The sequence below is a fragment of the Vibrio sp. Hal054 genome, assembly GCF_037162405.1.
GTDB lineage: Bacteria > Pseudomonadota > Gammaproteobacteria > Enterobacterales > Vibrionaceae > Vibrio > Vibrio diazotrophicus.
In genome coordinates, this window is sequence record NZ_JARLUT010000001.1 from 606,964 (window position 1) to 630,964 (window position 24,001).

At 40.5% G+C, this 24,001-nt stretch carries 19 protein-coding genes; 9 read left to right on the forward strand and 10 right to left on the reverse strand.

Translation table 11 applies throughout. The features are described 5' to 3' along the window. Nucleotides 1-194: 194 nt before the first annotated feature. Nucleotides 195-1,451, reverse strand: coding sequence for a D-amino acid dehydrogenase (locus tag P4S58_RS02745; protein WP_102968351.1), 1,257 nt, complete (start codon nt 1,449-1,451; stop codon nt 195-197). 102 nt (nt 1,452-1,553) lie between these two features. On the opposite strand from P4S58_RS02745, the gene P4S58_RS02750 reads away from it, so the two are divergent. Further along, nucleotides 1,554-2,465: a LysR substrate-binding domain-containing protein gene (locus P4S58_RS02750; protein WP_102968350.1), complete on the forward strand. Its 912-nt coding sequence runs from the start codon at nt 1,554-1,556 to the stop codon at nt 2,463-2,465. A 94-nt stretch (nt 2,466-2,559) separates the two neighbouring features. Further along, complete coding sequence (locus tag P4S58_RS02755) at nt 2,560-4,263, forward strand: class I SAM-dependent methyltransferase (RefSeq protein ID WP_102968349.1); 1,704 nt, start codon at nt 2,560-2,562, stop codon at nt 4,261-4,263. 255 nt (nt 4,264-4,518) lie between these two features. Here the strand turns inward: P4S58_RS02755 and P4S58_RS02760 are convergent, their stop codons facing one another. The 3 genes from P4S58_RS02760 to P4S58_RS02770 form a co-directional block, all read right to left on the reverse strand. Then, nucleotides 4,519-4,980 carry a helix-turn-helix transcriptional regulator gene (locus P4S58_RS02760; RefSeq protein WP_025795024.1) on the reverse strand — a complete coding sequence of 154 codons (462 nt, stop codon included), beginning with the start codon at nt 4,978-4,980 and terminating at the stop codon, nt 4,519-4,521. A 114-nt stretch (nt 4,981-5,094) separates the two neighbouring features. Further along, the gene (locus P4S58_RS02765) at nt 5,095-6,426 is read right to left on the reverse strand and encodes an ATP-binding protein (protein ID WP_263838112.1); all 1,332 of its coding nucleotides are present in this window, start codon (nt 6,424-6,426) and stop codon (nt 5,095-5,097) included. 286 nt (nt 6,427-6,712) lie between these two features. After that, nucleotides 6,713-7,489: a metallophosphoesterase gene (locus P4S58_RS02770; protein WP_337162861.1), complete on the reverse strand. Its 777-nt coding sequence runs from the start codon at nt 7,487-7,489 to the stop codon at nt 6,713-6,715. 291 nt (nt 7,490-7,780) lie between these two features. On the opposite strand from P4S58_RS02770, the gene P4S58_RS02775 reads away from it, so the two are divergent. Both P4S58_RS02775 and P4S58_RS02780 read left to right on the forward strand, forming a co-directional pair. Further along, complete coding sequence (locus P4S58_RS02775; protein WP_337162862.1) at nt 7,781-8,350, forward strand: hypothetical protein; 570 nt, start codon at nt 7,781-7,783, stop codon at nt 8,348-8,350. Between the two features lie 20 nt (nt 8,351-8,370). Further along, nucleotides 8,371-9,150, forward strand: coding sequence for a Fic family protein (locus P4S58_RS02780; protein ID WP_337162864.1), 780 nt, complete (start codon nt 8,371-8,373; stop codon nt 9,148-9,150). A 199-nt stretch (nt 9,151-9,349) separates the two neighbouring features. Here P4S58_RS02780 and P4S58_RS02785 read toward each other — a convergent pair whose 3' ends face one another. Further along, the gene (locus P4S58_RS02785; protein ID WP_337162865.1) at nt 9,350-10,297 is read right to left on the reverse strand and encodes a competence protein CoiA family protein; all 948 of its coding nucleotides are present in this window, start codon (nt 10,295-10,297) and stop codon (nt 9,350-9,352) included. A gap of 165 nt (nt 10,298-10,462) precedes the next feature. Here P4S58_RS02785 and P4S58_RS02790 point away from each other — a divergent pair, with 165 nt between their 5' ends. Together P4S58_RS02790 and P4S58_RS02795 are read left to right on the forward strand one after the other, a co-directional pair. Beyond that, nucleotides 10,463-12,799, forward strand: a complete 2,337-nt coding sequence (locus P4S58_RS02790) for a TOTE conflict system archaeo-eukaryotic primase domain-containing protein (RefSeq protein ID WP_337162866.1) — start codon at nt 10,463-10,465, stop codon at nt 12,797-12,799. Between the two features lie 298 nt (nt 12,800-13,097). Next, a complete protein-coding gene (locus P4S58_RS02795) occupies nt 13,098-13,304 on the forward strand; it encodes a hypothetical protein (protein WP_337162867.1) in 207 nt (68 codons plus the stop codon). Between the two features lie 79 nt (nt 13,305-13,383). Here P4S58_RS02795 and P4S58_RS02800 read toward each other — a convergent pair whose 3' ends face one another. Further along, nucleotides 13,384-13,770 (reverse strand): HVO_A0114 family putative DNA-binding protein, encoded by a 387-nt coding sequence (locus P4S58_RS02800; protein WP_140276694.1) that lies wholly within the window; start codon nt 13,768-13,770, stop codon nt 13,384-13,386. A 1,784-nt stretch (nt 13,771-15,554) separates the two neighbouring features. Here P4S58_RS02800 and P4S58_RS02805 point away from each other — a divergent pair. Continuing rightward, the gene (locus P4S58_RS02805; protein ID WP_337162868.1) at nt 15,555-16,112 is read left to right on the forward strand and encodes a hypothetical protein; all 558 of its coding nucleotides are present in this window, start codon (nt 15,555-15,557) and stop codon (nt 16,110-16,112) included. Between the two features lie 327 nt (nt 16,113-16,439). Here the strand turns inward: P4S58_RS02805 and P4S58_RS02810 are convergent, their stop codons facing one another. The 4 genes from P4S58_RS02810 to abiEi form a co-directional block, all read right to left on the reverse strand. Then, nucleotides 16,440-18,092: a hypothetical protein gene (locus P4S58_RS02810; protein ID WP_337162869.1), complete on the reverse strand. Its 1,653-nt coding sequence runs from the start codon at nt 18,090-18,092 to the stop codon at nt 16,440-16,442. Between the two features lie 422 nt (nt 18,093-18,514). Next, nucleotides 18,515-19,567, reverse strand: a complete 1,053-nt coding sequence (locus P4S58_RS02815) for an IS91 family transposase (RefSeq protein WP_102952878.1) — start codon at nt 19,565-19,567, stop codon at nt 18,515-18,517. After that, on the reverse strand, nt 19,564-20,454 hold the full coding sequence (locus P4S58_RS02820) for a tyrosine-type recombinase/integrase (RefSeq protein WP_274676372.1): 891 nt from the start codon (nt 20,452-20,454) through the stop codon (nt 19,564-19,566). Before P4S58_RS02820 ends, P4S58_RS02815 begins: the two co-directional genes overlap by 4 nt. 151 nt (nt 20,455-20,605) lie before the next feature. Next, the gene (abiEi, locus tag P4S58_RS02825) at nt 20,606-21,145 is read right to left on the reverse strand and encodes a type IV toxin-antitoxin system AbiEi family antitoxin (RefSeq protein WP_337162873.1); all 540 of its coding nucleotides are present in this window, start codon (nt 21,143-21,145) and stop codon (nt 20,606-20,608) included. A gap of 487 nt (nt 21,146-21,632) precedes the next feature. Between abiEi and P4S58_RS02830 the strand changes: the two genes are divergently transcribed. Then, the gene (locus tag P4S58_RS02830; RefSeq protein ID WP_088731948.1) at nt 21,633-21,920 is read left to right on the forward strand and encodes a hypothetical protein; all 288 of its coding nucleotides are present in this window, start codon (nt 21,633-21,635) and stop codon (nt 21,918-21,920) included. Between the two features lie 631 nt (nt 21,921-22,551). Beyond that, nucleotides 22,552-23,142: a recombinase family protein gene (locus tag P4S58_RS02835; RefSeq protein WP_029861041.1), complete on the forward strand. Its 591-nt coding sequence runs from the start codon at nt 22,552-22,554 to the stop codon at nt 23,140-23,142. Nucleotides 23,143-24,001: the final 859 nt, after the last annotated feature.

The following is a 24,001-nucleotide window of genomic DNA, read 5'->3' on the forward strand; positions in this document are numbered from 1 at the left end:
TATAAATTCTAGATTTGGTTAAAAAGTGGTCTTTTATAAATCAGATATTACTTATATAAGAATTATGCATGCCTATATGAATAAATTTTCATTTTGAGGTTGTTTTGAAATTGCGATGTTTTGTGGTGAATAATATGTATATACATTAATAAAAAAGGGTCTGGCTAGACCCTTTTTGGTGATTGATAGGATTTTTAGCTGTAATAACGAGAAACGCCTAATCCTGTTACATCAATTTTTGCATCACCATGAGTGATGATGTCTGAAAGAATTTGTCCTGATCCGCAAGCCATAGTCCAGCCTAAAGTACCGTGACCCGTGTTGGTGTATAGGTTCTCTATCGGTGTTGAGCCGATGATAGGAGTACCGTCCGGAGTCATAGGGCGGAAGCCAGTCCAGAATTCCGCTTTACTAAAATCGCCCCCTTGTGGGAACAAATCACGCACCACCATCTCAATCGTTTCTTTGCGAGCAGTTGGAATAGAAGGATCAAAGCCAGCCAATTCCGCTGTACCTGCAACGCGGATTCTGTCGTCAAAGCGGGTTAGTGCAACTTTGTAGGTTTCATCCATTACCGTAGAGGTTGGTGCCAATTCTTCATTCACAATCGGTAAGGTTAATGAGTAACCTTTTACTGGGTATACAGGCACGTCTACGCCCAAAGGCTTCAACATCTGCTTAGAGAAACTGCCTAAAGCGACCACATAAGCGTCTGCTTTCAATAGGCCTTTATCCGTTTGGACACCCATGATCTTTTTGCCTTCAATCTCTAGTGATTGAATTTGAGTATCGAACTTGAATTGTACGCCTTGGGATTTCGCCAGCTCCGTTAGTTGCTGACAGAAAAGGTAACAGTCACCGGTTTCATCATCAGGCAAATAGAGGCCACCAACCAGTTTATCCTGCACTGGAGTTAAGCCCGGTTCTTGTTTAATACAAGAAGCCACATCCATTAGTTCAAAGCGCACACCACTTTGCTCTAATAGCTTCATGTCTTTTTCGATAGAAATGAGCTGTTTTTCGGTACGGAATACTTGTAGTGTGCCTTTTTGACGACCTTGATATTCAACGTTGTGATGCTTCTTAAGTTCTTTCAAACACTCGCGGCTATGATTCGCAATGGCCAGCATGCGAGACTTGTTGATTTGGTAACGAGCAAGTTGGCAGTTCGCCAACATCTGCGTCATCCATTGCAGCATTTGAGGATCAAGCGATGGTTTAACTTTTAAAGGTGCGTGTTTTTCAAATAACCATTTGATCGCTTTTTGAGGAATGCCTGGAGCGGCCCATGGAGATGAATAGCCATATGAGATTTGCCCAGCGTTCGCAAAACTGGTTTCTTCAGCACTACGTGGTTGGCGGTCTACTACCGTCACGCTGTGGCCTGCCTGAGACAAATACCATGCGGATGTTAAACCTACGACACCACTTCCAAGAACGATAACTTCCATTTGAAACTCCTCATTTGTTATAGCGGTAGTTTCTTTGCTTTACCTTTTGTTAACAATCGATAAAAATTATCAGCAGTGTTTAGTAAAACTATAAGCAAAGCTATGTTAAAGAGTTCTCAAGTATCAGCGTTACACACCTTCATGTTAGTTGCTCAATATCCAAGTTTCAGTGCAGCAGCTAAGGAGTTGCACATAACGACAGGTGCAATTAGTCAGCAGTTACTCCAATTAGAATCGAAAATAGGTTTTAGTCTATTTGAACGCCATTCGCGTGGGGTGAAATTAACCGAAGCAGGAGAGGCACTTAGAGCGGTTGTCCAACGCAGCTTTCACGACATCGAAGAGTCGTTACATAACTTGGAGCAACGTGAGAATCGTAAAGAGATCCGCCTTAAACTCACTCCGTCGTTGGCGTTCAAATGGTTGTTACCCAAACTTGAAGATTTCTATCATCAGAATCCAGATATTCAGGTACAGCTTTTTGCGGAAGGGGCGCTGGTGGATAGTGAAAGAAAGGACTTCGATCTCGCAATAGATTACGGCCCTTTTCCTTATAACAGGAAAAACTCTGAGTTACTTATGGCGGAATCTCTGTTACCTGTCATGAGTCCATCTTATTTAAAGGCTCACCCATGGCTTGAAGATATTAGTAACAATAAAAACTATTGGGATGAGGTGAACCTACTTCATGACGCAATGCCATGGGCAAAAGCACCAAGAGATTATGAATGGCTTTATTGGGCGTCCGAAATGGGCGTTGAGATTTCGACTCTCAAAGGGCACTTCTTTAACCGCACCGATATGGCGATGTCCGCTGCTGAAGCAGGGGTAGGGATTGCCATGGCTCGCTCAATGCTACTGCAAAATGAACTGGAAACAGGCAAGCTTATTTCACCATTCAACCCCATACCCGCAAACGCAGGGTACTTTTTGATCACCCATAACCCAAATGAAACCACTGCGGTGTTTACTGAGTGGCTGAAAAGGCAAGTTAGAGACAATGAGGTTGGGTGAGCTGTCTCATGTTTGTTCATACTTTTATCAAACTTTCTCGCGTTAAAAACAGACACGACTTATGATTTAGAAAACTGAATTTTAAGAGCTTACGATGTCACTACATTCTGATTTCTATAACAAAAATGCTCAAGATCTGTGCTCCCAGTACGATGCTTTGAGATTTGAAGATGTACATCAGTCGTGGTCACGTTACTGGCCTGCTTCTGGTTCAAAAGTGTTGGATTTAGGCGCTGGCTCTGGGCGAGATGCGAAATGGTTTGAAGAACAAGGCTGTGAAGTGTTTGCTGTAGAACCCAGCGTAGCTATGCGAACACTAGGTCAAAAGAAAACAGGTTTAAACGTTTCATGGTTAGACGATTCTTTGCCAGCTTTAACTAAGACTGAGAACTTGGGTATCCAGTTTGACCTAATTTTGCTTAGTGCTGTTTGGATGCATATTGCTCCTAGCTATCGGGAAAGAGCGTTTCGTAAGCTTTCAAATCTATTAGCACCTCATGGGAAATTGGTGATTTCTTTACGTCATGGTCAATTTGATGATGGTCGCAAAAGCTATGAAGTATCGGTTGAGGAACTCGAAACTTTGTCGAAAAGTAGTGCGCTTCACGTCACTCAGGTTACAAAGAGTGATGATTATATGAAGCGACGTACCGTATGGTGGGAAACCGCCGTCATGACTCTGCCTGATGATGGGACTGGTGATCTTAAGAAAATTCGACACATCATAGTGAATGACAGTAAATCAGCTACATATAAGTTGGCTCTGCTTCGAACACTATTAAGAATCGCTGATGCCCACTCTGGGGCTGTTATTGATCGTAGTGACGGTAAAGTAGCTATTCCACTTGGACTTGTCGCCTTGTATTGGATTCGACAATTTAAACGGTTGATTGATAAAGAAGACATTCAGCAAAACTCGAATTCATCTATTGGTTTGGGGTTTATTAAGCCAGACGGTTGGGGAAAACTAAAAGAGTTTAAACTGGGGGCTGATGATTTATCTATAGGTGCTATGTTCCTTGGTGAACAAGCTAAAGCGTTTGATAAAACGATTAGAGATTCAATTGCAACGATTAAAGACAATCCAGTTAAGTTTACTTATCAAGGTAGCGCAGAAAACAGAAAAACTTACTTTACTGTAGAAAGAGAAAGGTCTAACCATGGTGATTCGATCGTCATAGATACTTTGTTTCTACAAAGCTACGGGAAGTTTATTCTGGATGAAAGCTTGTGGGATTGCTTTCGCTTATACCACTCATGGATCGAGCCTTTGGTTATCAATCAGTGGATAAAAGAAATGCAGCGATTCAAGAGAAACAAAGATCGAGAGATTTCACTGCAAACTTACTTTGATTGCTTAGTTTGGATTGATAAAGATCACGACACAAGAGATGTCCGAAAACGCGTTGAACAGTTGCGTAAGCAAGATATAGATATTCATAGTGTATGGAGTGGGAGCAAACTCAGAAATGAGTTCCATGTCGATCACTGTTTGCCGTTTACCTATTGGCCAAATAACGATAAATGGAACTTGTTACCAACAACTACTGATGAGAATTTGAGTAAAAGCGATAAGGTGCCTACTGCACATCGCTTGCATGACTCGAAACAGCGTGTTCTTGATTGGTGGCAATTGGCTTGGGGCGAAAATACGATTTTGAAGTCTCGATTCTTTTCAGAAGCGTCATTGTCTCTTCCAACACTTCCACATCAATGTTCTGAGTTTGAAGAAGTATTTGAAGCTATGGGGTTGCAAGTAAAAGGTGTGAAAAGCCGTTTACTTATCAACGAGTGGTAACAAAAAGGGCGATAACTCTAAGAGTTATCGCCCTTTCCAAACGTTTGGTGGGCTGGCGGGAGTTGAAATGGTTTCTCAATTTTCATAGATTCAGTAACTTATATCGATGTTACCAATTTGGTGTTGCATCAAATGTTACATCAATTTCCTGCTTAAAAAGGAACTGAACCCGCGTCCATGTATTCCTAAATCATTTAAAAATACTAGCTTGTTATAGCAATTCAATCTAAATAAATAGGGCTGATACTGAGCATTTTACCCATCCTCACCATCCATTAATAGCGATTTTAACGCATCGGGAGAAGAAGGGAGTAGTCCGACTTTTAAGCCAAATGGTTTGAATACCTTGTTGAGAATCTCTGTATTGTAGCTGCCCCGATCATTCTCTATATCTGAGAGTGTTTTTCTTGAAACACCGACGAGTTTTGCGAACACATCCTGTTTGAGTCCCAGTATATTAATACGTAAATATTTCAACGCTTGACCTTGCGTAAGTTTACCAAGCAAGAGTTGCTTGATGGTTTTGCTTGCCTCGGTTTTGCGTTCTGATGGACGAGTGGAGGGGGCGATTTTTGAGACTCTCTGATTTATTGAAGTTTTGGGCGATGTATTAACGACATATCTCTCTGATATCTCGTGAGGTGCATCTCGATTGGCCCTTAAACGAGCTATGACTTCTTCTACAGACTCTCTTTTTTCTGGAGCACTTTTATTCATAGCAGCCTCGCTTCATCAGATCCTCTAAAGCTTATGAATTAGTTATTAATGTTATGAGTAAAAAATTACTCATAACATTGATTCTTAGATGTTAATGAGTATTTTCTTACTCACTTAGCTTTTATCTAGATCTCTGAGGTGATCAAGTAAGTATTCTGTGTAGTAAAGCGGCATCACGATGTGCTCCTTCTCTGTTGCTGGAGAGCCTTGAGTACCTGTAAGTTTGATTGTCTTGTGGGGTTTGCACTTCTCGATGTAGGATTGCAATGATTTCGCACGGGTTCGCTTACCACTCTTTACTTCTACAGGCACAATTCGACCTAGGTCATCAGCGATAATGAACTCTATCTCTGCTCTTGCGTCTCCCCAAGAGAAACTTGGTTCAATACCTAGCGCAGCGATTTCCTGTTGAACATAGTTTTCGGCGACATATCCCTTGTATTCATAGCCTTGCTGTTTGATTTCACGGTAACCAGTGCCGAGCATATGGTTCAATAGCCCGACATCAAAGAGAAACAGTTTAACCGTATTTTCCTTCTGATAAGCAGCTAAAGGAGAACGAGGCTGTCCTTCAATAGGATGATTTTTTAAAGCAAGCCGACACTTGTGAAGCCATGTGATCGCACTTTCATACTCAGCATAGCGAGACTTGCGTTCGTGAACTCCCTTGAATTTAAACCGTTTAACGGAGTCGTCGAATACCGAAGATAGTTGAGCGGGAATGCTTCGAAATACAGATTCGATTAGCTGTGCATCCACTTTTCCAGAGTACTTTCCGAAATCACGCATGTAGCCCTCAATTAAGTTCCTATGGACTTCAGACACGGCTTCAATGCGTTCAATAATACTGAGTTCTGAGTTTTCGAACCATGAGTTTACGGCTTCAGGCATGCCGCCAACAAAATAATAGTCGGTCAGTAGTTCGATTAATTTTGTATGAGCTGCTGGAGAATTCAGCTTTTGGTCAAATGCTTTTTGCAGTGCTTTTTCTCCAGATGCCCACAAGAATTCCCTGAAAGTCAGTGGCCTTAAATTGTGTTGCTCAACTTTTCCAACGGGAAAGGACGTGAGCAATCCGATATTTGAACCACTAGCAGCAACATAAGCTTTGGGAGCCTTTTCTGCAAAGTACTTAAGAGAGGTGACCGCTCTTGGACATTCACCAATTTCATCTAAAATAAGAAGATCTGTCGATGGTTCGAAGATTTCTCCTGTTAATAGTTCAATGTTGGTGATGATGTCATTAGGGTTTAGGGAGCCTGAAAAAGCTTCCATTAACTCAGGGCTTTCTAGGAAATCGATTCTTATCACATTTTCGAATGTACTTCCTAATAGTTCCTGTAATAAGAATGTTTTACCAGTTTGTCTAGCACCGTCAATCAGCAAGGGCTTCCTTGTCGGCTTGTCTTTCCAGGTGAGTAGGTTTTCAAGTAGTGTTCGTTTCATCTAGCCACCTCAGTTAAAGAGCTTATCTGGTTGAGTGTATATTACACAAAAATGCGCAATTAAATGCAAGGTATAACATTTTTTGGCGCTTAAAAAAGAGGATTTCAACACTTTTATGCGCGTAAAAGTGTTTTTAGTGATTTCTATGCGAATGATAGTGTTGGGGCTGTGAGGGGAGGTGATGGATCTATGCATCATTTCTGTTTGGTTGCTTCACAAGGCCAATGATCACAGTGAGAAAGCCCTAGCGGGCTTTCAGATGCCGAAGTTTGTTGCTGGCTAGCTCTTATAGGTAATAAGCTTTATTAGTAAGTAATCCACTGGTTAAGCGGACAGAACCCTTGGGGTTACAAATAAATGTCGTCCTACCGTCAGCGATGACTTTCTCTACAGCATCATGTTGATGTCCTGCCACCCAATACCTAGCTCTTGAGATCAACTCATTACTCAACCCTGCATGATAATACGGAGCATAATCGCTGCTGGCATTTTGCTCGACAGCAAAAGCTTCTTTAGATGGAAGGTGGTGAGATATTGCTATATCAACTTTCTCTGGAAAGTTGTTAATGAATGCTTTGTACTGTTCTTCAATCATTTGATGGCTGATGTACTTTGTATCATTCATCAGTTCTGAGTAGGCATCAATCAGTGCAGACGAGTATGTGTGGATAGGAAACCAAAGAGTTCCCCCATAAATGCTATACCCATCTAAGTATATTGACTCATTATCCAGAAAAAACAAATTCTTAGTTGTGTCATTATGCACCTTGAGCTTTTCTATTGGGGAGTATCTACGGTCTGTATAGCTTATTGAATCTTGTTTGCGCAGATAGCCAGAACGGTAAGATTTACTTTTACTGCTGTACCACTCGTGGTTTCCTGCAACGAGGACAACGGCTTTAAAGTAAGAACAAAGAACATTTTTTACATACGCAATGCCATTAAGCGCATTGGCAGTATCACCTGCGATGATCAAGACAGCGTCATTATCGAAGTTATGCCAGAAGCTTCGATGGATGCCGTGTAAATCTAAGTGCAAATCAGATACCGCGTAAAATTTCAATTTATCCACCTAATAGGGGCTTGTAGAAGCCGAAGCCTCGGTTTCGAATAGTATATCTTGAGAAGAGGCAGAATTGGCAAGCAATCCATTTTTGAATAGCAAAACCTGCCCATTGTTGCTTTTCTTCATTAGCTATGTGAATGCTATTTAACTTGAGCCATGCTTTCTTCAGGAAGATAGGTACAAGCGAAAGTACAGATGAACATCACAGGCGTGGGTGATTAAAACTAGCAAAATCACGCAATCTTAATTAATCTGATCTCATAATTGTTAGATTTTGAGATGAAAATCATGTCAGGTAAGTATTTATCACCGCCAGAGTGTCCGTTTAGTACGATTAGTGACGTTTTGTTTGAGATTGGTAATCAAGGACTTAATCCTAACGACTATACAGATTACATTAACCCGTTATCTGGTGATTACTATTCATTTAACGAGTTTAGGCGCAGGGTAAAGTCTGGCTTGGATGTCAAATATTGTTGGTGGCTAACTCGTTTGTCCCGAGATAGAACTTTGATTGAGCTAACACCATTAGAAGACAAGCCATTGCCTCCTGGCTTACCTGAACAAGTGATTCAAGCACTATTAAACTCTCCTGACTATATACAGTATTGCAGATTCAATAACTTGCACGAGTTTGGTCGTGTGTTATCACAGATTGATCGACATACCACGCATAGTGCAATGCTGGGTATCCTAGAACAAATTGGTGAACGGGCGCATTTTGAGCATCTAGCGAATAACCTTGTGGATGATGAAGCGATATCGAGTAGTCAATTGGAGGGGGCGGCTACGACGACAATCCTTGCGAAAGAAATGATTAGAAAAAAAGGAAGCCTCGTACTGACGATGAACGAATGATTTTTGGAAATTTTGACTTAATGCAAATTGCGTGGGAGCTTAGGGATGAGCCGTTCAGCATTGAGTTAATCAGAAATTTACACAGTGCTGGAACAAAAACGCTAGAGCAAGAAAAATATACCTCAGGCTTATTTAGAGCGACGGATGATGTTGCGGTTGTTGATGCTGAAGGGGAGGTTGTTCATCAACCGCCTAAATACGATGATATTGAAAGATTACTCACTCGGGTCGTGAATTGGTTAAATGCTAATGGCAGCGGCGTTCATCCTGTTATTCAAGCCATCACACTTCACTTTGTCATCGGTTATGTTCACCCGTTTCGAGATGGTAACGGGAGAGTCGCTAGGGCTTTGTTTTACTGGTATATGTTTAAATCTGGTTATACAGGCTTTCGTTATATTGCGATATCAGCATTGCTTAAAAAAGCTCCAATTCAATATGGTGTGAGCTATCTAGATACGGAGCACGATAACTTAGACCTAACGTATTTTATTAAATATCAGCTGAAAGTTATCAGTCGCGCCATTGATGAGTTTGTTTCCGTTTATGAACGAGCGGCACATCGAATGCAGGAGTTGGAAGAGCGATATTCTGGTTTAGAAGATATTGAGAGAAAGATCATCGGGTTTGTGTCTGGTGAGCCTCGTTACCGTAAAAAGCCAACGGTAACAGCGAGGGAAGTCGAAAGTTTACTAGGTATTAGCTACAACAGCGCGAAGCAAAAACTTGACGGTATGGTTACAGCAGGAATACTAAAATCTGAAAAAATTGGTAAATCCACAGAATATTTCTTAGCGTGAAAATTGAAATTTGAGCAAGGCACCGTGTTCGTTCGTTGTAAGGAGAGCTAACTAATGAGCTTGAAAAGATAGCAGCGAAATGTCGTTTCGAGTTCTAGTTTTTGAGAATCAAAACTAAGAGTAGTATTTGTCGGCGTTCATTTTTCGGTTTGTTCATAAAAAATGAACAAAAGAATAAAATGAACGCTTGATGTGGTTCTTATCTTGATGAGATCTCGCTAGCGTATAGGTGGCTACGGCATTTAGGACAGATTGGTTTACTAGGTAGCGTAACTTGCCACTGGCATTGACACATGATGCACTCAAATTGAGCTGAACGTCTTGGCACAGGTTCTGGCTGGATAGCTTTCGTTGCTGGTTGCCATGAGTCGGAACGATGAAGCTTGAAACTCCTGTGGTTGCGATGGCGGAGTTGGTCATTAAGAAGACTCGGAGTAGGGGGCGGAGTGTACCGAGATGCTTTTAAGGATAATCGCTCAGTCGCTTCTTGCTTCAATTGAACGTAGCGTGGGTGAAATACCCACACTTTAGATTCGAAATCGTGTTGAAGGTAATCTTTCAGTCTGTCTAGTTGCCGAATTCCTGAGACTTTATTACGTGTAAATAGGTGATGTGTATCATCCAGCTTGATTTCGAGTATACCGCATTGCCTGTTATGTGGAGTGAGCAATTCACTTGGAAGTGGACGGTTTGGGTGGGTGAAATAAATAACAAAGGTGAACTCACCGACTCTGCCCATGACGTCTACAACACATTTTTCAAATGAAGCTTCTTTATCGACGTTATCAAGTAAGATGGTGGATGACTTAGCAACCCAAAAATCTTCTTTGAAGCACTTTCCTTTCACTTGTTTTGTTAGAGAACTCCTGTATTCAGGAAGAACAATAGCTATACCAGTTTCTATCACTTGTCTCGCCATCATGCGCACAGAAACAAAAAAAGAAAAATCACATTCTTTATCAGTTCCTTCAACCTTGCGGCTCGCGTGAGCAAAGTGCCATTGCTTTTCTTCACCTTGTCTCGCAATCAGTGGTGTATGGCAAGAAGGGCATATACAGCCGCAATTTTTCCCTCGCACAACATCTGCGACATCAACGAATGTCTGATCTTGAGTTCTTAAGCCGAAAGGCACATGTTGAAGCATCATCAAAACGTGAACAACTCTCAATTTAGCGACGGTATGTACTGATTTTAGGCAAGAATGCTTTATAAATATGTCAGATGGGTTATGAATTGTGCCTTTGTTTTCGTATTGTCTTTTATACAATCGATGATTAACTGCATGAAAATGATGTAATTGTCGGGGATAGATATGGATGAGCTTGAGCTAATTGAGCAAAAGATTCATGAGCTGAAAAAGGATCTGGCTCAACTTGAACAGCAGAAGCAGCGTCTATTGACGCAGGAAGCGATTAACAAGAAGCCTGTATGTGAAATGTCACCTCAACAAAAACTGTCTATCTATCAGAGTTATTTTAAAGGCAATAGTCAATGCTATGCACATAGGTGGCAGAATCAACAAGGTAGAAGTGGTTATGCGATCGCTTGCGAAAACGAGTGGCATCAAGGTCTATGTGGCAAACCTAAAGTAAAGTGTTTGGAGTGTCCCAATCAAGCATTCAAGCCGTTAGATGATGCCGCTGTGTATGCCCATCTTACTGGCAAAGAAGTTGTTGGTTTATATCCTATGCTAGCGGACAACACCTGTTGGCTACTCGCGGTTGATTTTGACAAAAGTGATTGGCAAGAAGCTTCTCTTGCGTATGTCGAAGTGTGCAAACTAAACGGTATCGATTGTTTATTAGAGCGATCTCGTTCAGGTCAGGGAGCACATGTATGGATTTTCTTTGCACAAGCGGCTGATGCAAAAGTGGCTCGACAATTAGGGTTCTATTTACTTGATGAAGCGATGAAAATTCATGGCGCTTTGTCATTTGATTCCTATGATCGCCTATTCCCCAACCAAGACGTGCTACCTATCGGAGGAATTGGGAATCTGATTGCGTTGCCGTTACAAAAACAAGCTCGTGCAAACGGAAACTCGGTGTTTGTTGATCAGTCCTTTACACCATATTCTGATCAATGGGAGATGTTAGCGTCGATGGGACGACTATCTATTGAGAAAATAGAATTACTTCTCGAAAGCAGAGTGGAGCATCGAAATGGTGCTGAGGATGGTCTGTCGATTAAGCCTTGGGAGCGAACAGTGAACACTACCGTTTCCATCCCAGACAGACCTAAGGCGATAGACATTGTTCTTGCTAACCGATTGTACATACCTATAAGTCAAGTTCCGAATTCTTTAATCGCCCAGTTTAAGAAATTGGCATCCTTTTCGAACCCTAAGTTTTTCAAAGCCCAAGGGTTGCGTTTATCTACCAACGGAATTGCACGTTTTATATGTTTGGCGGAGTTAGACAGTGGTTATTTGAGCTTGCCGAGGGGCTGTTGGGATGACGTAAAGGCTATTTGCTCAGAATTAGGTATTGCTCTCCAAGTAACGGATAATCGTTTTGTTGGTCAGGCGCTAGCAGGCATGATATTCGTTGGCTCTTTGCGCTCAGCGCAAAGTAAAGCGATTGATGAGCTAATGCAGCATGACATCGGTGTTCTTCATGCTCCTACTGCCTTTGGCAAAACGGTAACGGCAATCGGTTTAATAGAAAGACGAGGAGTCAATACCCTGGTCTTAGTGCATAACAAGCAGCTTGTTGACCAGTGGCAGGAGCGCTTAAAAGCTTTCACCCAGGGTGTCGATATCGGCGTATATACAGGAAGTAAGAAGAAACCAACAGGACAAGTTGATATCGCGACTTATCAAAGTTTGATAAACAGAAGCGACAATAGTGTTCATGCACTGGTGAAAGAATATGGCCAAATTATTGTGGATGAATGCCACCATCTATCAGCACCACAATATGAGCAGGTGTTATCTGAAGCGCATGCTAAGTACGTCGTTGGGATTAGTGCAACACTTGAAAGACGAGACGGGCATCAACCGATCATATTTATGCAAGCAGGTAGAGTAAGGCATAGCATAAAGTTAGACCGAAACAATCAGTTTGCTCAGGTACTAGATCGCCGAGAGCTGACCCTGGAAGTGCCTTTACATTTATCTTCGAATGAACCTCAACCTCATATTTCTGAAATTTATCGTTGGTTAATGCTTCACCCTGTACGTAATGCCGCTATTGTCGAGGGCATTCAAAACGAAGTCGCTAATGGCCGAGTTCCGATCGTATTAACCGAACGGAGAGAGCACGCCAATATCATTGCTGGTTTGCTTAATGATGCGGGGATTACACACCAAATATTAGTGGGTTCGATGAAGAAAAAGCAGCAAGCTGAGGTGATGTCGAAGCTAGACAGTACACAAGTCATTGTTGCCACAGGACGTTTTGTAGGAGAGGGCTTTGACCTTCCACGCCTAGATACTTTGATATTGGCGTTGCCAGTATCTTGGAAAGGATCGTTAATCCAATATGTAGGGCGAATACAGCGTGATTACAAAGGAAAAGAGGAGGTGAAAGTGATCGACTATGTTGATGCAAAACTTCCAATGCTGCTCAGGATGTTCAATAAGCGAGAAAAAGGGTATCGGGCACTTGGTTTTTCATCAGAATCAATAATCCAAGAGCAATTGATTTAATCTTGGTTTTACCTCGATATCTCACAGGGTTCGATAAACGCTAAGCACTTCTACTCAAGTTACTTGAAGGTTACTTCTGTACAAGGTAATCATTGGACGTGTTGTTTAATTTTTCGCCACTAAGATTTAGACACTAACTTTTAGTGTCTAAATCTTAGTGGCCTGTAACTGAATGAAATTAAATATATTTTTTGTAAATCATTAAGATTTTTTGCTGAGGCGACTTCTAAGAGGCTGGCGAGAGTGTAATTGTGCTACAACCGTGCTTACGGCAGGCATTTTTATGAGCGAGGCTGATATGAAGAACGAGGCTAAGGATACAAGAAGTGATAACGAGCAAGCCGAATCAAAGGATAGTGAGGTTACGCTAAATGGACTTCTTGAATTGCTTGATCACGCTATCTCTACCAATACTGATAAGCTAGTTGAAGTAACTGAAGCCCTCAAAATAGAACTGGAAGAGATCATCGATGACTATCAAGTTGGTCTAGACGGGAAGTATTAAGAACAATCACCATTCGAGTCTGCACAGCATAAAGCTGTGCTACCCAAGCGGCATGCGCCGCAGTAACGAATGGTGGGTATCATGCAAGATAGCTTTCTTGCAGTGTAATCTCCAATTCTTTGCCCAGAAGGACCTCAAAGTCAGTAAATAGAGCGATAGGTCGGCAAGCATTCCCTTTCTCCTCGAACTGGATAAATCCTTTTGATGATAAGGCGTCGATTTTTCGTGACAGTTCGTGGATATGATGACCGCTAATCTCCGCAAGATCAGCTAGAGTTTCAGGCTTTTCTCTACTGATCAGCAGCATTAGTTCGATATTCTCATTACATAGTAGCTTTGAAGCTTCATTTAGTGACGTGAACCAAAATGTAGGTAGATGCTTATTATGGCTAATGTTGCCTGCGGCCACACTAATCATGTGCCTACGAATGAGATCTTCCGATGCAACCCCAATGCGAGCTTTCATGAGTATCCTTCTCAGAACGAAGTAATAGAACCCTAGTGTATACGACGCTGTTTTGAAAGAAAAAGTGTATAGATATATTCGCTATGCGAATGGATGCCATTTTCATGACAGAAAGGTCAAGAGAAACAACGATATCCTATTCTCATCGATCCCCTTTCGATTCAGCGACCTAAGGTCTACGAGCGATCGTATCCATAAAAGCCCAGGTGTAGGAGCGAGCAGAACGAGATACGTGAGTGGTTAGATGAATAGAAGAACAACGATACCAAAGTACTGTAAATGGTCACTAACTGACTGATAGTAATGGAAATTGTGATATGTTGCGATGACGTAACCTTTGACCGAACGATAAACATCGTTGGATAAGGATTCAAAAATCTATCTTAGAGGTCAAGGAAAACAACGATACCAGAGGACGTCACTTTCATGATCGAGAGGTCAAGAGAAACAACGATGTCCAATTCTCATCGAACCCCTTTCGATTCAGCGACCTAAGGTCTACGAGCGATCTCTAAAAGCAGATTTATATGGTCTAGGAGTGATCCTCTTCCTGATGGATGTGAGCATAACCTATTGTATTTAAATTATTATTTCTTAAAAAGGATCCTGGTCTACGTGCGATCTCAAGAAGCAACTTTCTGTGGTCTATGAGCGATCCTCACCATAAAAGCCAAGGTGCAGGAGCGAGCAGAACGAGATACGTGAGTGGTTAGATAGAATTGAAGAACAACGATGCCAAAGTACTGCAAATGGTCATTAACTTACTGATAGTAATGGAAATTGTGATATTTTTCGATCACGTAACCTTTGACCGATCATAAACATCGTTGGGTCAGATTCAAAAATCTATCTTAGAGGTCAAGGAAAACAACGATACCAGTGAATGCCACTTTCATGATCGAGAGGTCAAGAGAAACAACGATGTCCTACTCTCATCGAACCCTTTTCGATTCAGCCCCTAAGGTCTACGAGCGATCTCAAAAAGCAATTTTCTGTGGCCTATGAGTGATCTTCTCCATAAAAGCCGAGGTGCAGGAGCGAGCAGAACGAGATTCGTTAGTGGTTAGATAGAATAGAAGAACAACGATACCAAAGTACTGTAAATGGTCATTAACTCACTGATAGTAATGAAAAATGTGACATTTTTCGATCACGTAACCTTTGACCGATCATAAACATCGTTGGGGAAGGTTCAAAAATCTATCTTAGAGGTCAAGGAAAACAACGATACCAGACGACGCCGCTTTCATGATCGAGAAGTCAAGAGAAACAACGATATCTGAATAGCCACCGATTTTATAGACATGCTTCGGTTAGACTCGTTTCTGCCCCAAAGTGAGCTGGCACAATTTTTCTCTTCAATTTAGATACGCGTTTTTTGCAATACTTGAATTCATGATAGCTAGAAGTCATGACCTAATCCTATTTTGTTGATGTTGCCAAAGTTATTATTCAGAACTGTGTTTTGGAGGGATTGAATGAAACCCTATGCATGGCAATCTAGTTGACCATTAATTTTTATTCGCCTAAAATGTGATCTGTATCACACTTTGGGCGGGGGTATATGAATCATCAACAATTCAAAACTCAGTGTTCTTATTGTCAGGCAGAAATTGATTGTTATTTACCAGTTGGAAAGTTACTAAGCTTCAGTAGTAATTATACCGTTGAGTGCTCAGTTTGCGGAGCAAATCATGTGTTCAAACTTCCTTATGGCACGTCAGGCTTCCTTTCCAGCGACCTTGCAAAAGGCAATCCGATGCTCGAGGAATTATAGAGGCGGCATGAATAAAAGATTTTCTGGACGAGATCCATTACGTAAATGGCTGGCTACTGTCAGTGGTGTGGTGATTTCAACCATTGTGTTGGTCAATGATGTGGACAAACTGGTGATCAATACCACTAACCCTAAGATGCTATCTCAACTTATTTATGAGCGTTCAAGCGAGTTTCTAGATCAACCATATTTGGTCAACTTTGAAAAGTCTGAGGATAAAAAAACAGATGTATCGATTGATTATTCAAAAATGATCATGGTTACTGCTTGGGAAGCAACGTTAGCTCGTAATGGCAGGCGCATAGGTGGGTTAAAGCTTTTGCTCAAAGAGCTAGGCTCGTATCAGTACTGTTGTACGAATATAATTGAAAATCCCACCTTTAAAATTGCTGGTTTGTGGATAGTAGAGCCAACAATGCCAAACGAAATTGAAGAGCTAAAGTCAATCTTGGATAAGTTTGCGATATCATATGATTTCAGTGATGGAAGTGGATTTATGACACTTAATAACTTTCGTTTTAATGGCAATGGAGTATCAATATACCCAGATATGCTAAGCAGCTAATAAATGCTCAAATCTCCAACATACTTTTCCTAATCCAATAGGAACTTTCTAGAGCATTAGATCTAACGAGTTTCTGTCCATCTTCGTTTCAGCCTATTCGGGCTGAAATATTTCTGTCCAGAACTGTTTCATTCGGCACTTTCTAGCACGAAAGTGCCCCATTATGATTTAGTGATCGGTTTGTCATCAGTTAAACGTATGATATTCACCTTACTTAAACTTATGGATGGCAAAAGATAAGATGCAAACTTATTGCTCCCGCATAATAAAATATTTTCTTTTACAAGAAATTGTAACTTCTTAATTTTTTTGGTGTGTCAACAAGGATTACACTGTGTAATTTGTGGCTTTTTTCTTATAAGTAACATATGCATTGCCAGCATATTTCGCTTCGAGTTTAGGATTATCTAGCAAGGTTTGTACATACTCATCCAAGTTCGATATTTTTCTATCTTTAGAATTTTTAAAACTAAAATAGTCCGACAGTTTGGCGGTATATTCTTTATGAATTTCGTAAATATTTTCATTCCGAGTAAGAACCAGTTCCAGTGGTAGCTTAGATGATAGTTCATTAAATACTGATTCTGATACAGGTAGCGCAATGGCTTTATCTAGCTTGGTATCCAATTTAAATTTGTCTATATCACAGTTCAAAGCTAATGGGTTTAATGTAAAAGAAATAATTTTGAGAAATTCACAATCGGATACACCTAAGTCTCTGTAGATTAAGTAGATAACCAACATTCTTAACTTCCAGTATATTTTATTTACTTCGTCCGTAGTGAATTGCTCTACTTCACCATGAGCAGCTCTGTCTCTGACCTCCTTAATCAAATGTAGGTCATCATTTGACAGGAACACCTCTGTAACGTACTTACCTATGTGGCTTATATATTTCTTAACTTTTTGTTTAAAGGTTGCAGCAGAACGGTTAGGTAAGGCTTCCCTAAGTACTTTCACATTACTCAGATCTGCCAGAATACCTTTTGAAAAACTATGGACTAGCTCTGTATCACCAGATATCAAGGCTGAAACTTTATCCGTTAGCTCGACATATTCATCTTCATCAAGCGTGGTATCAAGATTTAATTGGTCGACTTTGTGACTACAATACTTGTCGAGAATGGCGGCATAAAGCATTGTTTCATACTCCAAAACGCCATTGAAATTGTATAAAGGTATTGTTCGTGACCAGATATTCTCAAATTCAAACGCATTTTTTACGAAGTATGAATCACAAATTTTTGGGAAATGCTCTCTCAATCGCTCTGAAAGCATTAAGCTATTTGGGTATGAAAGGTCATGCTCAAAAGTATCTTTTACTGTTGGGATGTATAACGATCCTCTGTTTTCGCCATCCGACACCTCGATTTTAGACACTTTAATAGGAAAACCTGTAATCCAAGTGAAAAGGTTTTGTGATTTATACAGGTAGTGTTCTATTTCGCTGAAAGTAATAGAGTTTTCAAATTCTAAGGTCAAAGTCATGGAACTTGTAAATGTAAAACCATCTTTAGTTGATGTGTCAGCGAGTCGATAGTTTTGGTTCAATCCAATCTGGACGTATTGGTCGTCTTTGAATACTGTTGTTTCCAGTGGAACTATAGTGACATTTCCGCTCAGATTACCATTCTGCTCAAGGTTTCTTGAAATTTCATTGTTGAAATACGCTGCTAGTTCGGGAAACGTGAAATACACTTTTTTTAGTTTAGCCCTATTAGCTTTACCTGAATATACGTATCTAAACAATTTGGAAAAGTGGGAACTAGAATTAATAGTTCCTGATAAAAGATACTTCGGAGCTAACTGCTCGGTAAAGTCCTCTACTTCAATAGTGTCTTCATTATTTTCATAAAAGTACGAATGCTTGCTAACATGAGACAGCTTAGGAAGCTGACCGTAGTTAATTTTAAGTTTGCCGTACTCACCTTCGGTAATCCGAACATTTAACTCTAAATTTTCAGCTAACAATAAATCCAAAACTCACCAAATATCCAGCTATACACATACAAATTTTACCGAACTTTTTTTCTTTAGCCATCCAATTTAATTAAGGATCTGGAAGTCTTCTGTGATGATATAACCTTAGGTCATTGACGTTGCCATACTTATCCTAATCACCCCAATTTCTAAAGTATCGATTTCACTAACAAATAAGAATAGCTGTCGCGCAGCCGACAGCTTTATTCAGAGTTGAACAAGCCCGAGCCTCTTCTTTATATGTAAATTGTGTCTGATGAGTTTAGCGTTTAGATAAGATGTAACTTTTCTTGAAGCGAACGGTGTCATGATGTGAGGCCTGATAGCTTCACACCTTAAGTTGAACAGTCTGTTAAGCTCTATTCATAGGCGACCCTTCTGTCATGACTGTCTCCATTATCCTTATTCTTTCTGCCTTTCGGCTAACTCGGTCGGCTCACTCCAACACAAGCCATTTCATGATGGCAACAAGGGCAACTACGTACCACTTTCGACTGTTCTGTCCTAGATACAGGGCGGTAAAGTTTGCTTGCAGATAAAAACAGTAACTGGATTTGTAGGCAGAGTTGATGGGCGTTTCCGCGAAGAAAACCATAGTCTCTGACTCGCTGAAGACCTTTGGGTAAAACATGTTGAAGTATCAACCATAGGAACTGTGTTATCGGAAGTGTTCGGGATCTTTGTTGTTTCGTTTTGCCATCTACATATTCGAAGGTGACTTCATTCTCTGTGACAGATTTGATGTCTTTGTCTGGCAAGACTCCACGGTAGAGATAGCGCGACAGATATTGCAGAGCAGGTAACCCATACCCAACACACCGACAGTCTACGACCCATTTTGAGGGAACATCTCGGGGTAAAACCGCAGGTATTGTCTGATTGATGGATTCTAGCATTCGAGCACGCCAGACCTTGGCGAGGGCGAACTCATTAAACAGGTAATTCTTTTTCCCTTTAAACCACTGATGCCTCTTTGCATCATATTGCCCTCCCGCAACAATAACGTGCAAGTGAGGATGTAGATCTCGCTTTCGGCTGTGTGTATGAAGGACGATAGTAAACCCCAGTTCACCTTGGGTTTGCCTGTGAGCAAAGTCTTTTAACGTAGATGAAGCTACGCGGAACATGGTTTGATAAAGTGCTCGGGGAGCAGAGCAAGCTAAGCTTCTCAGTTCATAAGGTAATGTGAAGGTTACCATGTAGTAATGAACTGGAAGCAGCTTACTTTTCTGCCTTTCAAGCCAGTCTGATGTTGTACGATGCTGACATTGCGGGCAGTGACGATTTCCACACGAGAGAGTGAGACGGTCATCATGGTGGCAGTGGGAGCAATACCACTGCGAGAGTCCTTGTTTATCTGTTTTACACCGTAACATGGCGGAGATGGCTCGCTTGATATCGCTGTTAAAGTGATGACCATAGTCTTGTTCAAGCTCGTGACGATGTTGGCGCAACAGGTCGATAAAAGTGCTCATACGGTCAACTCCCAGTCGAGATGCAGGCGGTCAGCCAGTTGATTGAGAGCTTGATTAGCATCATGTAACTTGAGTTGTGTGAGTTGAGTATAACGAGCCGTTGTATTTAAACTCGCATGACCAAGAAGGATTTGCAGTGAACGCAGGTCAAGCCCTTGCTCTAGGAGATGGGTTGCAAAGCAATGTCGGAGTGAGTGAGGGGTAATTCGCTTATGAATACCACATTCCTGTACAACCTGTTTAAGGGCTTTTTGTGCTCCTTGATCATTAAACGCGACATCACAACACTTACCTTTGCTTGGGAATAACAGTTTGGGATGTCGGTGTGTACACCAGTATCGGCGTAAGGCGTGAAGCGTTCTGTGAGGGAGTGGTACCAGTCGGTCTTTACCGCCTTTTCCATAGCGAATATGGACTTGCATATTATGACTGTCGATATCGGAGATGGTGAGATTGAGAGCCTCATTAATCCGAAGCCCCATCGTGTATAACGTTAAGAATAACACTCGGTAACGGGGTTCACGGGTGGTGTTAATAATCTGAGCGACTTGCTCAGGAGAAATGATATTCGGGAGACGTTTTACTTTCGGAGGCTTGATGATGCCGATCCATTCCCATTGTTTGTTGAGCGTATGTTTGTAGAAGAATTGAAGCCCACAGCGGTCAAGTTTAATCGTGCTCCAAGAGACCTGACCAATCAGTTGGCTGAAATATCGTCGCAGGTCTTCAATGGTCAAGGTATCAGGGCACCGATCAAAATACTCGGTGATACGTCGCACAGCAAGAGAGTATGCAGAGATGGTTTTGGCTCGCTTACCTTGAAGCTTGAGTTGGGTAAGATGTTGTTGATATAAGGCGTCAAAGCGCTCTTTTTCAGACGGGGTCATAGTGTTCTCTCCAGTAACACACCACCGACATGATGGTGTTACTAAAGAGTATGATTGTTGGTGCTTATTCGTTTCTGCCGCGGAGCGGCTTCGTTCAACGCGAAAATGTCCAAAAGTGAGTTGTGTGGTTTTTGGCAGTGCCAGCATGCACCTAATCGTGATTTGTCACAATTAAGTGCGTGTTTCTGCCAACCCTTTTCAAATCTCGAATTGCAGCTTCTTTCTTCGCAATCCGCAAGGGACGGCCTGAAGTTATGGTATTGCTGATAATGTCAATATCATCACGTTTTGTATGTGTGAACTCGATGATGCCGTAGGGAGTTCTAAACTCCCCTTTACGCCCTGTTGTCATGATAGTGATTCGATCAATCATCACTTGAGAAATGACACTGTATTCTGAAAGCGCCGATTCTAGAGAGATGTAATTGTACTCTCCTCGTCGCAAGCATTTAGCAATGTATTCAATAGTATAACCACCTTTATGACTACTGTATGAGAATACATAAACACCGTTACACGCCCGCTCTAGTACTCCAGCTTTCACCAAACGGGGTAAACTTTGCTGGAATGCTGTAGGTGAATCATCAAAAAATAACCTCCTGAGGTCACTTTTTCTGTAAACGTGTATACCTTGCCTGTCAAACTTATGCAGGCGATCCAATGCAGCCTCAATCTTCACTTCAACGCTCATAAGTAGTCACAAAAAGTAAGTATGACATATATTTTTGTCTATTTGTTATTGAAGATAACAAATGGTGATCGCTAATACCCTTCGTGATCCCTGAGTGGTTTTTCCAAGTTAGGATCCTAACTCGGAATTTTGGTGATGAATATGGTTACTTTTCGGCTAGGGAAATAGCAGTACTAAGCGCTGCCAGACTCCGATATTCATTCTCGGTTAGGATCCTAACTCGGAATCTATGATGATAAATATGATTCTTTGAGGAGGATAATCGCAACACTAATAGCCCAGAGTCCGATCTTTTTCATTTGGGTAGGAGTTTAACTAATTATTACTTCTCTAATTTAATAATTAAAAAATCAAACAATTTTTATTTAATAATTAAATGTTAATGTGATTTTTAAAATAGTGGTTAAAGGTCCTTTACAAAGAGAATATTACTTGATAAATATAATAGTCATTGAATTTATCTATATATATTAAGAGGGTTGTCGATATGTCTCAAGTTTTGGTTTATTCTAAACGTAATCGTGAAATGAGTTATCTCTCTGCAAGAGAAGAACGTGAAACTAAGCCAAATAGATTTCAAGTCGTTTATAACGATATTTCGGATGAAGAAGCATTACGTAGAGCAAACTCTATTAATTTAGATGAAAAGAACAATGTTCCTCAAGTTCGTTTAAAAAGACAACCTATTAAGGAAGATAAAGAATGCCGAGTGCCTGGCTTATATGGTTGTAACCGTTATAAGTCAAGAAAAAATGAGACATTCAACGTGTTCTAACGTTGTTCTTTTTTTGCACAACGTTAAAGCCTGTGAGCTTGTGTCAGGCAAATGATAAAAGCCTTAAAAATTCCGTCACTAAAGCAGGTGGCAAGAGAATTTGCCAAGACTGGCAAGCAATGTGCCACTACTGGCATTGAAAGTGCCAGTAGTGGCAGAAGAATTTCTGCAATAATTTAGACTTATTTGGGTTTAACCTTCATTTTTGTAAAAGCTAACCTTATATTAGAATTATAACTTTATAATAGTTATAACAGTTATAATAGTTATATCATAAAAAATTAAATAAATAAAATTTAATTTTTTATGTTGGATTTTAATGTCAAGGTTTTTTTAACTGAGTTTGTTTTTTATTATATATAAATAACTTTAGAGTAATGATTTTTATCTATGCGTAATAATTTATTTACTCGATTTTTATTAAGGCAAAGGTGGTTTGCCAAAATTATTGACTTAACTAGTCAACTTTAGCGAGATGTAAACATCCCTGTAGTATCAACAAACATCCGTTTTCTGATACCAGACGGGAATGAAGTGTTTGCGGTCTCATAAAGTAGGGTTCGGATTTTTATGACACCTAACAGGTTGATGATACCAATTGTGATGCCAAAAGGAGTGAGTAGTGAATAGTATGGGACGGACATTCGCTTATTGTCGTGTATCGACTAGTGAGCAAACTGTGTCAAATCAGATCTTAGCTATCAGAAATGCTGGCTACGATATTCAAGAACACCGAATTGTACATGAAACAGTTTCTGGTAGTGTGCCTGCAACTGAACGACGTGAGTTCAAAATGTTGATTGAGCATAAACTTGAACCAGGGGACAAACTGGTGGTACTAAAGCTTGATCGACTTGGAAGAGATAACATTGATGTTCAGCATACGATCAGTATGCTGTTAGAAAAAGGTGTTACGCCAATATCTCTTGATCTGCCTACCGCTGATCTAAGCTCAGCAGAGGGACGATTGATGCTACAAATGTTCTCAGCATTTGCTGAGTTTGAGCGAAACCGTATTCGGGAACGGACGTTGGAAGGGCAGGCTAGGGCTAAATCTGAGGGTAAGCGGATTGGCCGACCAGAAGCTATCAGTACAACTCAAAAAGTTCAAGAATGTAGATCAAGGGGACTGAGCCAATCTAAAACAGCTCATGCTCTAGGCATCTCCGTCCCCACGGTCAAGCGACATTGGAACAAGAGGTTAACTGAAAGTATTCAATGAAGAACAATGTTCCATGACAATGTAAGATTGAGTTCTGCCAGAAGTCATTACTCGTTAAGAGGTTAACGATATTGCAAGAACCTTGTTCTTGCTTAGCTTATCGAATAATACCAAGTTCTCTCGCCGACATTCAGTAGAAGTCTTATCTTTTGCTAGCTTTGAATATTGATGCATGATAACCATATCGAGAGTGAATTGCTCTTTACTCGGAACAATGTTCTTATCCCAATCTTAAAATAGTAAAGATTGGGTATTTGATTAATCAATAAAAAACTGTGTGGAAGAACAATGTTCCGAATGATAAGTAGGAGGATCTTCCTTTTAATAAGCTATGCTTCCAGAGTTAATCATTAAAACTAAAGATATAATCTTCTAAAAATAGAATTGATTTAAAATTCTGAGAACAGTATTACAATTAATAATAAGAAGGCCGAGATAAACTCGACCTTCTATCCAACGCTTAACCGCCAGTTGGCGCGGAAGTGTAACCATCTATTAGTAGATAAAATAGTGATACATTTACTTGTATTAAACTAATTTTTCTTTAAGCCACCAGTGAGGTGGAAGGAATTACTTTTACTTTTAAAGGTTAAGTAATATTAGTTTAAATATATCTTTAAGCCACTTTCTAGATAGAAGCTCTGCTTCTTGCTACGGGATTTAATATATTAGATTGTTTTTTCTTAATCAAGAGTTTTTTCAACTTGACTAAAAAGTTTTTTATGTATAATGAAAAACATTAAAAACTATATTGAATTAAAATTTTTTAGTTGAGTGGTTTTATTGGTGTGTATGTATCATAAACCTATTTGAACACCTAAGTTTGATACTGCGAGAACATTGTTCTCGCTAGGTTACT